General features: G+C 37.4%; 18 protein-coding genes and 2 riboswitches. Of the genes, 6 read left to right on the top strand and 12 right to left on the bottom strand.

All coding sequences use genetic code 11. From position 1 onward, the window contains the following. Nucleotides 1-206 precede the first annotated feature (206 nt). The 6 genes from KHA95_RS18250 to KHA95_RS18225 all read right to left on the bottom strand — a co-directional run bounded on the left by KHA95_RS18250 (nucleotide 207) and on the right by KHA95_RS18225 (nucleotide 3,383). Nucleotides 207-692, bottom strand: coding sequence for a flavin reductase family protein (locus tag KHA95_RS18250; protein ID WP_213138987.1), 486 nt, complete (start codon nucleotides 690-692; stop codon nucleotides 207-209). Nucleotides 693-763: 71 nt separating this feature from the next. Beyond that, nucleotides 764-1,387 carry a superoxide dismutase gene (locus tag KHA95_RS18245; protein ID WP_213138986.1) on the bottom strand — a complete coding sequence of 208 codons (624 nt, stop codon included), beginning with the start codon at nucleotides 1,385-1,387 and terminating at the stop codon, nucleotides 764-766. Between the two features lie 176 nt (nucleotides 1,388-1,563). Further along, a complete protein-coding gene (locus tag KHA95_RS18240; protein ID WP_213138985.1) occupies nucleotides 1,564-2,010 on the bottom strand; it encodes a hypothetical protein in 447 nt (148 codons plus the stop codon). Nucleotides 2,011-2,028: 18 nt separating this feature from the next. Continuing rightward, a complete protein-coding gene (locus KHA95_RS18235; protein ID WP_213138984.1) occupies nucleotides 2,029-2,676 on the bottom strand; it encodes a helix-turn-helix transcriptional regulator in 648 nt (215 codons plus the stop codon). Nucleotides 2,677-2,733: 57 nt separating this feature from the next. Next, complete coding sequence (locus KHA95_RS18230) at nucleotides 2,734-3,048, bottom strand: DMT family transporter (protein ID WP_213138983.1); 315 nt, start codon at nucleotides 3,046-3,048, stop codon at nucleotides 2,734-2,736. After that, on the bottom strand, nucleotides 3,048-3,383 hold the full coding sequence (locus KHA95_RS18225) for a DMT family transporter (RefSeq protein WP_213138982.1): 336 nt from the start codon (nucleotides 3,381-3,383) through the stop codon (nucleotides 3,048-3,050). Before KHA95_RS18225 ends, KHA95_RS18230 begins: the two co-directional genes overlap by 1 nt. Before the next feature lie 67 nt (nucleotides 3,384-3,450). Then, nucleotides 3,451-3,546, bottom strand: a riboswitch (guanidine-I (ykkC/yxkD leader). 113 nt (nucleotides 3,547-3,659) lie between these two features. On the opposite strand from KHA95_RS18225, the gene KHA95_RS18220 reads away from it, so the two are divergent. From KHA95_RS18220 to KHA95_RS18195, 6 genes are all read left to right on the top strand, one after another. Beyond that, nucleotides 3,660-5,216 carry a spore germination protein gene (locus KHA95_RS18220; RefSeq protein WP_213138981.1) on the top strand — a complete coding sequence of 519 codons (1,557 nt, stop codon included), beginning with the start codon at nucleotides 3,660-3,662 and terminating at the stop codon, nucleotides 5,214-5,216. Nucleotides 5,217-5,253: 37 nt separating this feature from the next. Beyond that, the gene (locus KHA95_RS18215) at nucleotides 5,254-6,450 is read left to right on the top strand and encodes a Ger(x)C family spore germination protein (RefSeq protein WP_213138980.1); all 1,197 of its coding nucleotides are present in this window, start codon (nucleotides 5,254-5,256) and stop codon (nucleotides 6,448-6,450) included. Between the two features lie 15 nt (nucleotides 6,451-6,465). Beyond that, a complete protein-coding gene (locus tag KHA95_RS18210) occupies nucleotides 6,466-6,693 on the top strand; it encodes a hypothetical protein (RefSeq protein ID WP_213138979.1) in 228 nt (75 codons plus the stop codon). A gap of 69 nt (nucleotides 6,694-6,762) precedes the next feature. Continuing rightward, nucleotides 6,763-7,869 carry a GerAB/ArcD/ProY family transporter gene (locus KHA95_RS18205; protein WP_213138978.1) on the top strand — a complete coding sequence of 369 codons (1,107 nt, stop codon included), beginning with the start codon at nucleotides 6,763-6,765 and terminating at the stop codon, nucleotides 7,867-7,869. 96 nt (nucleotides 7,870-7,965) lie between these two features. Further along, entirely contained in the window at nucleotides 7,966-9,300 is a 1,335-nt protein-coding gene (locus tag KHA95_RS18200; protein WP_213138977.1) for a uracil/xanthine transporter, read from the top strand. Between the two features lie 33 nt (nucleotides 9,301-9,333). Then, nucleotides 9,334-9,648, top strand: a complete 315-nt coding sequence (locus KHA95_RS18195; protein WP_213138976.1) for a hypothetical protein — start codon at nucleotides 9,334-9,336, stop codon at nucleotides 9,646-9,648. A gap of 25 nt (nucleotides 9,649-9,673) precedes the next feature. Here KHA95_RS18195 and KHA95_RS18190 read toward each other — a convergent pair whose 3' ends face one another. From KHA95_RS18190 to KHA95_RS18165, 6 genes are all read right to left on the bottom strand, one after another. Beyond that, nucleotides 9,674-10,219, bottom strand: coding sequence for a histidine phosphatase family protein (locus KHA95_RS18190; RefSeq protein WP_213138975.1), 546 nt, complete (start codon nucleotides 10,217-10,219; stop codon nucleotides 9,674-9,676). Between the two features lie 54 nt (nucleotides 10,220-10,273). Next, nucleotides 10,274-10,912 (bottom strand): cyclodeaminase/cyclohydrolase family protein, encoded by a 639-nt coding sequence (locus KHA95_RS18185; RefSeq protein WP_213138974.1) that lies wholly within the window; start codon nucleotides 10,910-10,912, stop codon nucleotides 10,274-10,276. Next, entirely contained in the window at nucleotides 10,909-11,775 is an 867-nt protein-coding gene (locus KHA95_RS18180; RefSeq protein ID WP_213138973.1) for a bifunctional 5,10-methylenetetrahydrofolate dehydrogenase/5,10-methenyltetrahydrofolate cyclohydrolase, read from the bottom strand. The genes KHA95_RS18185 and KHA95_RS18180 overlap by 4 nt, the downstream gene beginning before the upstream one ends. A gap of 81 nt (nucleotides 11,776-11,856) precedes the next feature. Beyond that, nucleotides 11,857-11,939, bottom strand: a riboswitch (ZMP/ZTP riboswitch). 133 nt (nucleotides 11,940-12,072) lie between these two features. Beyond that, entirely contained in the window at nucleotides 12,073-12,855 is a 783-nt protein-coding gene (locus KHA95_RS18175; protein WP_213138972.1) for an ABC transporter permease, read from the bottom strand. Between the two features lie 6 nt (nucleotides 12,856-12,861). Continuing rightward, the gene (locus tag KHA95_RS18170) at nucleotides 12,862-13,665 is read right to left on the bottom strand and encodes an ABC transporter permease (protein WP_213138971.1); all 804 of its coding nucleotides are present in this window, start codon (nucleotides 13,663-13,665) and stop codon (nucleotides 12,862-12,864) included. Beyond that, nucleotides 13,662-14,639, bottom strand: a complete 978-nt coding sequence (locus KHA95_RS18165; protein ID WP_213138970.1) for an ABC transporter ATP-binding protein — start codon at nucleotides 14,637-14,639, stop codon at nucleotides 13,662-13,664. Before KHA95_RS18165 ends, KHA95_RS18170 begins: the two co-directional genes overlap by 4 nt. Nucleotides 14,640-14,679: the final 40 nt, after the last annotated feature.

Genomic DNA, 14,679 nt, shown 5'->3' with positions numbered 1-14,679 from the left:
GATTTCTAAGCCGTTGATGGGATTTCTAAGCCGTTGATGGGATTTCTAAGCCGTTGATGGGATTTCTAAGCCGTTGATGGGATTTCTAAGCCGTTGATGGGATTTCTAAGCCGTTGATGGGATTTCTAAGCCGTAAAAAAATCCTCAAGGGAAGAAACTTCCTTGAGGATTTTTATTTGAACTCTTCATCTCATCAAATTGTGCAATCATTTGTAAAAGTCTTGTGGGATTGCTCCCGCATTTCTTCTATGGTATAAAAGCGGCTGTTTCTCTTCGTTGTGAATATGCTTCACTTCGCCAATGAAAATCGTATGATCACCCGCATCTACTTTTTTAAACACTTGGCATTGCAGCACCGCTAATGTGTTGGAAAGGATGGGTAATTGAAATTCGGATTCCTTCCAATCACATTGACTAAAGCGATCCTCTAGCCTGCTTGCAAATAGCATACAAAGATCCGCTTGATCCTCAGCCAAAATATTAACCGCAAATTTTTCTGTTTGTAAAAACGTATCATAAGTCGAAACAGATTTATCAATTGACCATAAAATGAGCAATGGGTCTAATGAGACAGATGCGAATGAATTTACAGTAAGCCCTACTGGTTTATGTTCTTGATCAAAAGTCGTCACAACGGTCACGCCCGTCGGATAATTGCCCATCACTTCTTTATATTGTTGGATTGTGTCCATAATGTTGCTCCTTTTGGCTAATCATAATAAAAGGATAGAAGCTAGCAAGCCTCGTATCCTTTTATCCATCGTTATTTATTAAGAGCCTTTTCGTAATTTTTGTTTACAGCTTCCCAATTAACGATTTTGAAAAAGTTTGCAATATAGTCAGGTCTTCTGTTTTGATAAGCTAAATAATAGGCATGTTCCCACACATCTAAGCCTAAAATCGCCGCATTGCCTTCCATGATCGGGTGATCTTGATTAGGTGAGCTTGTGACCTCCAATTTTTTGTCTTTGTTCACAATCAGCCATGCCCAACCAGAGCCGAATCTTGTTGTCGCAGCTTTAGAAAACGCCTCTTTAAACGCTTCAAAACTACCAAAGCTTTCATCGATAGCTGTTGCGATCGTACCCGTTGGAACATTATTTTCAGATGGTGGAGCTAAAAGTTCCCAAAATAATGAGTGGTTTAAATGGCCGCCCCCATTATTTCTCACTGCTGTTTGAATCGATTCTGGTAAAGCTTCTATATTTGAGAGTAGCTCTTCTAAAGATTGATTATGTAAATCCTGATGATTTTCAAGTGCTGCATTTAAGTTATTTACGTACGTTTGATGATGTTTGCCATGATGAATTTCCATTGTTTGTTGATCGATCACAGGCTCCAGTGCTTGAAAGTCATACGGTAAAGCTGGTAATGTAAATTTCCCCATGTTAATCCCCCTAAATAGTTTTTATACTTTATAGTTTATAAAGTATATATTGATCATAAAATAAAATGCACAAAGAAAGCAAATAACTTGCCTATTAAACATTAAGACTCTCTAAAATGTTGATATTTTTATAATAGAAATGGAAACCTCAATTGTAAAATGGTTTCCATTTGTTATTACTCTTCCTTTTCAATTTTTAAGCCTTCGATTTGATGAATTAAATTTCTATAATACTCAGAACGAATAGTAAATCCTCCGAATTCCTCATGAGTGGTGCATGTGAACCAAACAAAATTGTTTTTTATAAATGTTAAATCTTCCGGCAAATTTGGTGCTACCCAATCGTATAAGGAATTAGATAGTTGTAGCAGTAATTTACAAGTATCTCTATTGGCTTCTATTACATACACAGTTGCAGGTGAGCCTTTCGTTATTGTATTAGCCCATTTCTTGGTTTTGTATGTTTCGATCGTGTAAGCGTGAAATTGATCAAGCATTTCTCGATTATATGTTAATTCCTTCCTTGTAACAAAATAGAATTGATCAGAGTTAGCGCATAATACTTTAATTAACTGTCGATAAATACTATCGGTAGGGTTTTCAACTACGTTCCAATAGTCCACTTTATCACCTATTTCATTTCAACTCGAACGGTCAGATCGATCATCAAACGAGATTAAAAAACGGCAATGGTTTTCTCCATCAGCTCTGCAAATTGTGCGCGAAACAGCATCAGTCTTTAATACTTCTTTAAACATATTTGTTTCACATTTGCATGCTTGTTTATAATTCTTCGATACTTCTAAGATTGGACAATTGTATTCAATTAACTCGAATTGTTGATCATTGATTTTGATCAGATCCGCCATATAGCCTTTTTCACTTTGGATCTGTTTAAGTGTTTCTATTTTTTCTTGATTAGATTTATTTTTCAATAATCCATCGTATTCAAGCACGAGTCGTCTACTTCTCATATCAAAAAGCTTGTCGATCATTTCTTCACCTTGAAGCTCTTCAAGATCTCGAAGGAATTCCACTGTTAGGTTTTCATAATTTTTCGGAAAGAGTTCCTCTGCTTTCTCTGTTAATGAGAAAACTTGAACAGGACGCCCCATCGGCTGTTTCACCTCTGATACATGGATGAAAGCATCGCGATCAAGTATATTCAGATGTTTTCTTACTGCCATTTCAGTAATATTTAAGTTTAAAGCCAGCTGCCCCACGGTCATCTGTGCCTCTTTTTTCAGTAAATCAAGGATTTTTTCTCTTGTTGTTACACGAGAGTTCATTTGATTTCACCCCCGAAATCAGCGAATATATCTCTTATCTTACCATATTTAGAAGCTTTAAGAAACGAGCTTGAGTCCTACCGCTGCCGCAATGATGATCGCGATAAACAAAATTCTTTTCCAATTTTTTGCTTCATGATAAAGTAGCATCCCCATAATTGCTCCACCTGAGGCACCGATACCCGTCCAAATGGCATATGCGGTACCCATTGGCAAATCTACCATTGCATAGGCAAGCAATAGAAAACTTATAGCAAATGATCCAATTAATAAAGCAATCGATTGCCAATTACGGTCATGATGGAATTTATTAATCATAATGACACCAAGCATTTCAAAAAGTCCTGCAAAAATTAAAGAAGCCCAAGCCATTATGCATCCACCCCTTCTTTCTCTTTTGTTACTACTTTCAAACCGATTACGCCGATGAGCAAGAGCAGGATGAATAATATTTTCTCGAGCTGAAAAGGCTCTCCGAAGAAAATAATTTCAGAAATAACCGTACCTGCTGTCCCCATCCCAACGAAAACGGCATACACCGTGCCAACAGGCAGTACACGCCCTGCCATAATCATTAAATAGAAGCTAATAATGATCGCAATCACGGTTCCTCCCCAAGTCCAGAAATCATCTGCATGTTTTAACCCGATAACCCAAAACACTTCAAACAACGCTGCAACAAACACCTTTACCCATGTCGTATTCATTTACAACACTCCTTCATTTTATTTTGACCAAAAAAATAAAAAAAGCCATGAGATCACTGTTATACAGTTCTCCCAGGCTTTTATCCTTCCGTGACACAGCAAAGCTGTGAGTTTTCTCTCGGTCCAGACCAATAAAAATTGCGGAACCCTAGAAAACATTTTAATGTATTCATTTCCTTTTATTATAGCAAAAATGACAGAAGACACAATGTCCTTTAATAAAAACATAAATTGAAAATAATGGGTCATACTACTTCTTAATATGGAGTGATATAAATGATAGGAAAAAGACGATCTTATAATGAAAAAAACAATCACGATTCTCGAAAAGAGATTTTAATTAAAACTCGTCTCGAAACAAACATTCAATATGTGAAAAAAGTATTAGGAAACAGCGGAGATATTATTATTAGAGAAATCAATTTAGGTAAACAAGGAGAAATTAGAGCGGCGATTATTTATACTGATGGACTAACTGATACAAAATCGATCCAACATTTTATGGAAACGCTTATGTTTGACTTTAATGATGAACAATTAGAGAGCAATAAGCTTTCAAAATCGTCTCTATTAGATTATCTAAAAAGCTTTGTACTGACGGTTGGAGAGATCCAAGATGTCAATGATTTCGATTCTCTCTTTACTTATTTATTATCTGGGAATGTTATTTTTTTATTAGACGGATATACGAAAGGCATTGTTATCGGTTTAAAAGGTTGGAGAGATCGTGGTGTAACAGAATCGTCAAGTGAAAGCGTAATAAGAGGACCAAAGGAAGCCTTTTCAGAGAATTTGAGGACGAATACTGCTCTCATTCGAAGGAAAATAAAAGATCCCGATTTATGGTTAGAAAATAAAGTTATTGGGCGTGTCACTAAAACCAATGTCGCACTGATGTATATTAAAGGAATTGCTAAAGACGATCTTGTTCAAGAAGTAAGAGAACGATTAGAGAAAATCGATATTGATTCTATTTTAGAAAGTGGATACATCGAGGAATTAATTCAAGATAATACGCTCACTCCCTTCCCTACTATCTACAATTCGGAACGCCCAGACGTAGTAGCTAGTCTGCTGCTAGAAGGGCGTGTAGCTATTGTCGTTGATGGTACACCTTTTGTTCTCGTAGCTCCAGCGCTATTTGTGCAATTTTTTCAAGCGGCGGAGGATTATTATGAGCGAGCTGATATTAGCTCCTTCTTAAGGTTTTTGCGTTTTTGCTGTTTCTTAATCGCTTTATTAGTGCCCTCTTTATATATCGCTTTAACAACCTTTCATCATGAAATGATCTTGCCGAATTTATTATTTAGTTTATTGGCACAGCGGGAAGGTGTTCCTTTTCCAGCCTTTGTTGAAGTTCTTCTCATGGAGATAGCTTTTGAGATTTTACGAGAGGCAGGTATTCGAATGCCAAGAGCAGTTGGTTCAGCAATTACAATCGTTGGTACATTGGTAATCGGGCAAGCTGCTGTTCAAGCAGGAATTGTATCTGCCTTTTTAATCATCGTTGTTTCTATTACGGCGATCTCTTCCTTTGTTTTACCGGCACCAAATATGTCTATTTCAGTTCGCTTACTGCGTTTCCCTATGATCGGTTTAGCTTCCTTCTATGGTTTATTTGGCATCTTTGTAGGGGTTATTGCTCTTGTTTTACATTTATCTAGCTTACGATCTTTTGGTGTTCCATATATGAGTTCATTTGCCCCTATCTCATTAGATGAACAGCGGGACACACTTATTCGTTTGCCCCATTGGGCGTTATCGACTCGACCGAAACCATTAACAAACAATCGTGTTCGTGAGCAAACCCCCGCACCAAGGCCACCAAAATAGGATATGTGCGTTAGCAGATTGGAAGGAGATTCTCATTATGCGCTGCAAGTTTCATTCCATACTTATTCTTTTTCTTTGTACGCCACTACTCAGTAGTTGTTGGAGCAATCAAGAGTTAAACGATATTTCTGTTGTCGCAGGTATAGGGATTGATAAAAAAGATAATGTGTATCATCTGAGTGCACAAATTGTAAACCCGAATGAGGTTAGTACAAAAGAAGGGACTTCTAGTGGGCTATCTCCTGTTTTTCTAACCGAAGCAACTGGAAGCACGATCTATGAAGCCTTGCGTAAAATATCCTTGGGTAACTCACGAAAAGCGTATATCTCACACCTTCGTGTCCTTGTTATTAGTGAGGATTTTGCAAAAGAGGGGCTTTCAGATGAACTCGATTTTATGTACCGGGATTATAGTCTTCGCACAGACTTTTTAGTTATTATTGCCAAAAATGTTAGTGCGAAAGACACCTTAAAGGTGTTAATGTCTTTAGAAAAAGTACCGGCTGAAAAATTATTCCAATCTCTTATCATGAGTGAAAAAATGTTGTCATCTACAAAAGCAGTAACAATCGATGAGTTTATGGAACATATGGTAAATGAGGGAAATAATCCAGTATTATCTGGAATTGAATTATTAGGAAATCCTGAATTGGGGAATAAGAGACAAAATTCGGAGGCAATCGAATCCCCTACGAAACTTAAGTATGCAGGATTAGCGGTTTTTAATGGTGGCAAATTAGTCGGCTGGTTGGATGATAAAGAAAGTATTGGATATAACTATATTACAAATCACGTTAAACGAACGATAGAAAATATTCCTTGCCCTAATGAAGATAAGGAATTTGCACTCGATGTGATTCGGACAAGCACACGCATTCAAGCAACAGTTGATAAAATTGGAACACCCCACATTAAGGTAAAGCCTCGATTAGAGGTAAATATTGGTGAATTTAGCTGCTCATTCGATCTAACTGAACCAGAAACGATTACAAAATTGGAAAAACTGGCCGAGCAAACACTTAAAAACTCACTACACCTTACAGTTAAAAAGGTGCAAGAAGAGTATAACTCAGATATTTTTGGTTTCGGTCAAGCGTTATATAGGTCCGAACCGCAAACTTGGAAAAAATTAAAAGAGGATTGGCCTAACCACTTTGCCAATCTAGACGTAGATATCACTCCTAAAGTGAACATCCGTCAATTAGGTTTGATAAAAAAGCCTATTTCAAAGTGAAGGAGTCATCTGTCGATGCTTAGTGTATTCGGATTTTTGCTAGCGACCATTATTATTTTCTTCATCGAGTTCCCTTCTCTTTGGAAAAACAGACAAATTAAAGAATGCTGGTTATTTTCGATGTTATTGTTATTCGCTTTTACATTAAACTCTGCCATAAGTTTACATTTTACGCTTCCTAATCCTCTTGATTGGATTGCCTTTTTATACAAACCTTTAAGTGATTTTTTACATATCAACTGACTTATTTACTTTATTTGATTTCGTTTTTACTGAAGAGACGTTATTAGTGATAAGGGAAGGCGATGGGATATGCTTAATAAGCAATATATTAGCATCCGTCAATTGACTATTTTAATACTCCTTTTTTCTGTTGGGGATGCCCTGCTCGTATTGCCAACCACACTTGCATTTATTGCAAAGCAAGACGCATGGTTGTCAGTTATAATAAGTTTCGCTTTTGGAATACTTATCATTTTCCTATATGTGACGATTGGAAACCTTAACCCAACACTGTCTTTAGTTGAATGGAATATGAGAATATTTGGGAAATGGCTTGGGGCGGCTGTATCGCTTCTATTTTTAGGTTATCTCTTCATTTCTGCAGCAACAAACCTTAGAGAATTAGGAAACTTTATTACAATGAATTTATTGATCGAGACACCGATACAAGTCATCCAAATCTTGTTCATTGGCATAATTATAATGGGCATACGCCTAGGTATTGAAACGATCGCACGTACAGCTGAGATTCTCTTCCCATGGTTTATGGTATTTTTTCTCATACTATTATTTGCCTCATTGCCGGGGATCGATTTTGGAAAAATCTTACCGGTCTATGAAAACGGAGTAAGACCGATTATGTCCGGTGCATTTAGAACAACGTCTTATATCTTTGTGGAACTTATTGTGTTCTTAATGATCTTTCCTCATTTGAAGAAATCCCTTAAAATCAAACGCAGCCTTTTAATAGGTTCTTTGCTCGGAGCAATTATTTTACTATTGATCGTTCTTTTATGTCTCCTTATCCAAGGACATGTATTAACAGCAAGACAAGTGTACCCTACGTATGAGCTCGCACAAAAAATTAGCATCGGTCATTTTTTTCAAAGAATAGAAGGAGTCCTTACTCTTTTATGGCTCATTACGATTTATTTTAAAATCATCATTTTTCTCTATGGTGTTCATAGAGGCTTAGCAGAATTGTGCAAAATAAAGGACTACCGATTCTTATCCTTTCCTCTTGGAATGTTATTAATTGCTTGCGCCTTTGTCATTTCTCCAAACGAAAGTTATTTAGAGGATTTTATCGATCGTTATTGGATCCTTTTTGATAGTACTTATGGTATTTTCCTTCCGGTGTTGTTACTATCTGTTTATGGTGTTCGGAAAATATGCAGAAAATCACCCAATTACTAAGATATCCTTGACTTCGTGATTTATTTGTTTTTACAATCATCATAATGCGTAACAGATTTTTCTGAATGTATGTAAATTCGAGGATTGGGGGTTTCTATGTCTGAATTATTAAAAATAAACAACTGGATTGCGGGCTTACAATGGCTTTTCTTTATTTTCACAAATACGGTCGTGATCCCAATTACGGTTGGAGCTGCGTTTCAATTATCTCAAGGACAAATCGTCGTTCTCATTCAGCTATCTTTTTTTGTAACTGGATTGGCTTGTATTATTCAAACAGTGCTCGGGCATAAACGAGCGGTTATGGAAGGCCAATCCGGGCTTTGGTGGGGTGTAATTTTAAGCCTATGTTACTCCGCTTCCGCGCAAGGCATCTCCTTAAGTACGTTAGGGGGAAGTTTGGCTGTTGGCGTCATCCTCTCTGGTATGATTACGATCATCATTGGGTTAAGTGGTGTTGGCCAATACATATCTAAACTTTTTAGTGCAGGGGTTATGGGCGTCTTCATGTTTTTATTTGGCTGCCAATTAATTTCTATTTTCTTAAAAGGAATGCTCGGAATTCCTTTTGGCGGTCAAACAGATACGGCGCAGATTGATCTTCCGATTTTTTTCTTATCGGTTGTCATCACTGCCATCGTCATTATTTTTAGTATTAAGGCACCACCGAAACTAAGCCGCTACGCTTTATTAGTTGGAATTATCGTCGGTTGGCTGTTATTCGTCTTGATCTTTGACCCAAAAGCCGCTACGCAGGAATTGACGGGTGCAAAGATTCCCCTATTTCCTCTCGGTTCACCTGCTTGGAATATCGGGATTATTCTTACTGCCATTTTTACTGGTTTATTAAACTTAGCCAATACCTTTGGCGCATTAAAAGGGACAGAAGCGATGTATCATGTAAAAACATCGAAACATCAATACCGACGCGCGATTACGATTAGCGGTGTATTTGTGATAATTGCTGGACTGTTCGGTATGGTTCCTTATGCACCTTATGTGGCGTCGATCGGTTTCTTAAGTCAATCTCGAATTATTGAAAGGCTCCCGCTCATTCTTGGTGGCTTTCTATTTGTTTTAATGGGAATGATTCCGCCTGTTGGTCATTTCTTTTCAACCTTGCCATTAAGTGTTGGCAGCGCAGTTTTATTTGTCGCTTATTTGCAATTACTGCATTCCTCCTTTCAATTTTTCCGGCAGATTGAGCTTAATACGACGAATATTTATCGTTCAGCCATCCCGCTATTTGTCGGAATTATTATTATGACGCTCCCTCCGGCTTATTTTGAATCGATTCCAAGTTTGATTCGTCCTTTATTGAGCAGCGGACTCTTAGTCGGAATCATGCTTGCATTAATTTTAGAAAATTGTTTTTCCTGGGAACGTCGGCCAATCAAGGTCATTGAAAAGAAAGATCAAAGTGCGATGTAACTGTTCGTTGAAAAATATAAAGGAGGTTTGTAAATGATTGGTTTACTTAATCTTGGGAGCCTTGTGCTAGGACTGATTGCTTGGACACTTCCGCTTGTAAATCTTATTCATTATAAAAAGAATGACAACAAGAATTGGGCTGCTTTTTCCATCATAAGCATCAGCGCTTGTGCGATTTCGCTATGCTTCCAGATTTTCTATCACTATCATCTCGTCAAGATTGAAGATTGGTCTGCTCTTATGGATATTACTGGTGCTGTCGTGTTCGCCGCAACCGTTCTTCTCATCGTTACGATCATATTAAATTCATTGAATCTGATCGTCTATCGTAAAGGGACTTCCGTATAATCTTATTAAAAAAAGCCCTCAATTGTTATATAATTGGGGGCATGATTCGTTGAATTTTCGATTGTTGGGAATCAATGTTCAAAAGATAAATATCCGGATTAGTTAAGCTTTTCCAACCAGCAAACCCGAAATTTGCTTGATAATAGTGGATAAGCAAAGCCATGATATTGCCATGTGTGACGATGATCGTTGGTTCATTTTCTAATATCTCGTTCACCACATTCAAGATTCGATGTGTAGCTTCCTCGCTTGACTCTCCTCCCTCATATTTCAGTTGAAAATGTTGAAAAGTCGCTTCTAGCCTCAACTGCCAATCTGGCAAATCGCCTTCACTTAATATCCGTTCACACAAACGATCATCCGCTTCTATATTTAAGGATAGTTTATTCGCTAACGGATGAATCGAATCGACCGCTCTTGTAAACGGGCTCGAAATGATCCGATTGATTTGTATATTTGAGAAAAAACCGGCTAGTTGTCTTGCTTGCTCATTGCCTTTTGCGGTCAAATTTGCTGATGGCGCCTGTCCCTCTGCTTCACAGTGCCGGATGAGATAAATCGTTTTTGTCATTGAAACGCTCCCCCTCTATTAATTCTTTTCGATTTATTAGCGGAATTGCTTCTATCAAAATAAAATTATTCTATGATGAACCATTTTTAGCGTACTTTCTTTAAGCTCTTCGATCTCCTTAATTAATATGGAAGTTTGCTTCGTATATCGTTGTTTTAAATCTATTTCCTTTAATGTAGAAAGATTCATCTCTACTGTCAGGAATGCGGAATGAGCAGCTGCCTCAAATAGAATCGCACCTATACCTAAGTCGGAAATGACATTTTTATTTGCTAATTCCACTATACGATATGTATTCTGCAACCCCTCTTGGCAAACTTTCATAAGTTTAATAGGCACCTCAATTGCCTGAACAATCGCTATTTGAAGGGATTGTTCTCGGTTTTCTTTCTCCACATCTGTGGAAGATGGAAGTCTTAACGCGTTCATATATTTTTCAAAGGCGTTTATATCTGCAAAAAATAATTCTTCACAACTGGTAATTATATCTTTCATTTTTTCAACGAGACTGGAAGATTGCTTACAAATTTCCTCAAATTTCTCTCCTTTAGAAAGGCTTCCGACCATAGAAGTCATTGTCGCTCCAAGCGTTGCAGTTAGAGCTGAAATACTTCCTCCTCCTGGAGTTGGCTGTGAGCTTGCGGCTTGTTGAATTAACGTTCGAATGGAATGATCCCAAGTAACTGACGTCATTGATCGACATCCTCCTCAAACTTTGATTGTAATTCAATTGTATTTAATAAGTTTTCAAATAGTATAGCTGTTGTTAATGAACCCACTCCACCAGGAACAGGTGACATCGCTAACACTTGATTGTCTACGTCACTGGATACATCCCCAACCATTTTCCCTTCAGCATCTTCATTGATGCCCGCATCAATAATGATTAAGTTGGAATGAATCATGTCTCTTTTGATTAAATGAGGACGACCAACTGCCACAAATACAATATCTGCATAATGAATATGTTCTTTAAGATTGGGTGTATATGAATGGCAAACGGTTACAGTAGCATTCTCTCTTAAAAGCATATGAAAAAGTGGAAGCCCGACTGTCTGTCCCCTCCCTATTAATAGAACATTTTTACCTTGTAGATTATAGCCATAATATTTAAGTAATCTGATACAAGCCTGAGGTGTTGCGGGATAAAGACCTGTCTTCCCAGTAAAAGCCGCTAATTGATTTGTTGGTGATACACCATCAATATCCTTTTTTGCAATAATATTCTTTTCAATCGTTAAAGAGGCTAAATGCCTAGGTAATGGCAGTTCAAGCATAATACCATGAACTTGAGAATCATTATTCAAATTAGAAATCAGTTTAAATAGCTCCTCCTCTCCTACCCCTACGCTAAAAGTATGAAGATCATATAATATATCGAGTTTCTTGGCTATTTTTTGTTTCGCCTTGGCATAGTGGAAAGATGCCGGATCTCCTTCAACTAAAATTGTGGATAAACGCGGCTGTATACCATGCAATTTCATTTTTTTAACTCTGTTTCTCAATTGATCATACAATTGATCAGCAATTATTTTTGCTCTTAAAATCTTTGTCAATTTGAAATTCCTCCATTCTACTTTTTAGTGTAAAAAACACAAAAAAGTATATGCATGTCACTCCATAAACGAGTCCATACACATACTTCCCCAGGCGAACGGTCTATTTAACTGTATGCTCCACCGTGGTTCATTCCACTTATTCGCCAGTCACATACAGAATTAGAATAATTTACTTAATAATACCAAAATTCATTTAATAAAGAAAGACTTACCTGAAGCTACTTCAGTGTTAAATTTCAAACTCATATAAAGATACGATGACAGACCAATGATCATTTCGCTATTAACTCCTCCTCATGATCCCGTCGATCGGTAATGTCCTACTCCTATTTTCCAAATAAGCAAACACGGAAAAATAAATAAGATGCCTGCGACCGGTGCTACTATATAAAGAATCGCATTCCCTTCGTTTTTATCAAGCAAGTATAATAATGGCAAATAATTTACACAGCCGAATGGTAAAACGAATGTAAAAAACTTCGATACCCATTTATGATAAATATTAAGCGGATATTGGGCCATTTCTCTTCCGCCGTCAGTAAAAATATTAACGACTTCTAAACCTTGAATCGTCCAAAAGCAAAGAGTGGCGGCGAGAATGAAAATACCTGTGAATATAAAGACACCGCTAATGATCATCAATAATAGGACGATGAATTTGATCAAACTCCATTCAATATTTAATTGACTAACCGCCCAAACAAGAACAATCACACTTTGGATAAGTCTGCCGATTCTCGTAAACTCAAATTGAGAGCCCATCACTTGAATCACTGTATTTCTAGGGCGAACGAGCAATCGATCAAAGTTTCCATTTTTCACTAGACTTGAAAACGTATCAAATCCGCGTGCAAAGCATTCACTGATCGCAAATGCCATATGAATGACAGCAAAGCAAAGCGCTACTTCAAAAAAGGACCACCCTTTAATTTGGCCAAAACGTTCAAATAAAAAGTATAACCCGGCAAAAACCGAAAATGGAACAAAAAATTGCCCAAATGATAAAAGTAAAAAGGATGTGCGATATTGCATTTGCGATTTAAATAAAATTTGCAAATATTTAAAGTATAGGCTCATGCGCCATCACCCTCCTTGTACAACGATTTTTTGTAATGCTTTATGAAAAGCAAATTTGCCGACTACAATAAGCACAACGATCCAAACGATTTGCACGCTGATACCTATTAATGCTTCATTGATCGGAATATGTCCAGAGTAGACGCGAAATGGAAAATCAGCCGTTAATCGAAATGGAAGCATGTAAGCGATCTGTTGGAGCCAGCTCGGCATAAATGGAATTGGTATCGTCAATCCTGAAAAAAACTCTCCAACTACCGCGAACATTAATAATGAGCCAATCGGTGACATTGTATAAAAGACGGAGATGTAAATAAACATAGAAATCGAAACTAATAAAAGTAATGCGAAAGTGGTAGATAATAAAAATAATAGAAAGGTGATGAAACTTGGCGGCAATGTCATCCGATATGGTTGCGGTAATAAAAAAGCGACGATCAAAATCGGAAAACAGCGTAAAATCGCACTAGACAAACGTTGGGCAACTAATTTGGCATACCAAAATTCATAGATGCCACAAGGACGACAAAGCTCGTAAGCGATATTTCCGCTCGTGATCAGATCAAACAATTCATTATCCCGAAACCAAAGCATGACAAAAACAAATAAGGCTTGCTGCAGCCAAATATAGGTAATCAATTCCTTCATTGACATTGGTGGGCTTTGGATCGCATGTTGATAAAATGCTTCGAAGATCATAATATACATAAATCCCCAGAAAAACTGTGTCGCTACTCCGGCAATTGCTGCTGCCCGATATTGCATCCCATTTGAAAGTCGCAATTTTAGTACAGAAACATATGGATTCATAGTTGATGCTCCTTGTATAATTGGATCATCATTTCTTCGATCGGCTGTGCTTCGATCGAAATATCGATCAATTCCATTTGATTCGATAGTTGAGAGAGAACTTGCGACATCATGATCTTTTCTGTATCCACACTTAAAACCATTCTTTTCGAGGTTTTAAAAAGAATGGTTGCACCATCCATGTTTAAAGGCTGATTATTTCCTTGATAATCGATTGTAACGACCTTATGCGCCCCATATTTCCCCCGTAATTCCTCAAGTTTACCATCATACAATACGCTCCCTTTTCCAATTAAAATCACTCGATCGGCTAACGCTTCAATGTCATTCATATCGTGAGTTGTTAAAATAACAGTGACTCCCTTCTCTTTATTAATCGTTTGAATAAATTGGCGTACAGCGATTTTTGATTGTGCATCCAGTCCAATCGTTGGTTCATCAAGAAATAAAATACTCGGGCTATGTAATAATGATGCCGCGATTTCACAGCGCATCCTCTGTCCTAAGCTTAATTGTCTGACTGGGGTATAAATAATTTCTTGTAAATGAAGTGTCTCGATCAATAAATTCAAATTAGCTTTATACTCATGTGGAGGAATTTTATAAATATCTCGAAGAAGCGAAAATGAGTCGATGACAGGAACATCCCACCACAGTTGTGAACGTTGACCAAAGACGACACCTATATGTTTTACGTATGATACTCTCTCCTTCCAGGGCGTATAATCCATAATCGTGCAGGTTCCACTATCCGGAACCAAAATACCGCTCATGATTTTGATCGTTGTTGACTTACCTGCCCCATTGGGTCCAATATATCCGACAATTTCTCCCGGTTCGATCGAAAACGAGATGTCTTGTAAAGCGTGCACAATCGAATGTTCACGATAAAAGAGCGCTTTCAGCGAATTCGTTAATCCTGTTGAGCGCTGTGCGACCTTAAATGATTTATTGATATTTTTGATTGTAATCACCGTTCATCCCCTCCTTTGCAAATTAATCAGAAGGAAAATA

This window comes from Bacillus sp. FJAT-50079 (assembly GCF_018343515.1).
Classification (GTDB): domain Bacteria; phylum Bacillota; class Bacilli; order Bacillales; family Bacillaceae_C; genus Lederbergia.
Note: the sequence above shows the minus strand (reverse complement) of the source record. Positions and strands in the feature narration are given on the sequence as shown.

Coding starts and splice junctions, on each gene's coding strand:
- KHA95_RS18250 (WP_213138987.1), bottom strand. CDS start 692: ATGGACACAATCCAACAATATAAAGAAGTGATGGGCAATTATCCGACG.
- KHA95_RS18245 (WP_213138986.1), bottom strand. CDS start 1,387: ATGGGGAAATTTACATTACCAGCTTTACCGTATGACTTTCAAGCACTG.
- KHA95_RS18235 (WP_213138984.1), bottom strand. CDS start 2,676: ATGAACTCTCGTGTAACAACAAGAGAAAAAATCCTTGATTTACTGAAA.
- KHA95_RS18230 (WP_213138983.1), bottom strand. CDS start 3,048: ATGGCTTGGGCTTCTTTAATTTTTGCAGGACTTTTTGAAATGCTTGGT.
- KHA95_RS18225 (WP_213138982.1), bottom strand. CDS start 3,383: ATGAATACGACATGGGTAAAGGTGTTTGTTGCAGCGTTGTTTGAAGTG.
- KHA95_RS18220 (WP_213138981.1), top strand. CDS start 3,660: ATGATAGGAAAAAGACGATCTTATAATGAAAAAAACAATCACGATTCT.
- KHA95_RS18215 (WP_213138980.1), top strand. CDS start 5,254: ATGCGCTGCAAGTTTCATTCCATACTTATTCTTTTTCTTTGTACGCCA.
- KHA95_RS18210 (WP_213138979.1), top strand. CDS start 6,466: ATGCTTAGTGTATTCGGATTTTTGCTAGCGACCATTATTATTTTCTTC.
- KHA95_RS18205 (WP_213138978.1), top strand. CDS start 6,763: ATGCTTAATAAGCAATATATTAGCATCCGTCAATTGACTATTTTAATA.
- KHA95_RS18200 (WP_213138977.1), top strand. CDS start 7,966: ATGTCTGAATTATTAAAAATAAACAACTGGATTGCGGGCTTACAATGG.
- KHA95_RS18195 (WP_213138976.1), top strand. CDS start 9,334: ATGATTGGTTTACTTAATCTTGGGAGCCTTGTGCTAGGACTGATTGCT.
- KHA95_RS18190 (WP_213138975.1), bottom strand. CDS start 10,219: ATGACAAAAACGATTTATCTCATCCGGCACTGTGAAGCAGAGGGACAG.
- KHA95_RS18185 (WP_213138974.1), bottom strand. CDS start 10,912: ATGACGTCAGTTACTTGGGATCATTCCATTCGAACGTTAATTCAACAA.
- KHA95_RS18175 (WP_213138972.1), bottom strand. CDS start 12,855: ATGAGCCTATACTTTAAATATTTGCAAATTTTATTTAAATCGCAAATG.
- KHA95_RS18170 (WP_213138971.1), bottom strand. CDS start 13,665: ATGAATCCATATGTTTCTGTACTAAAATTGCGACTTTCAAATGGGATG.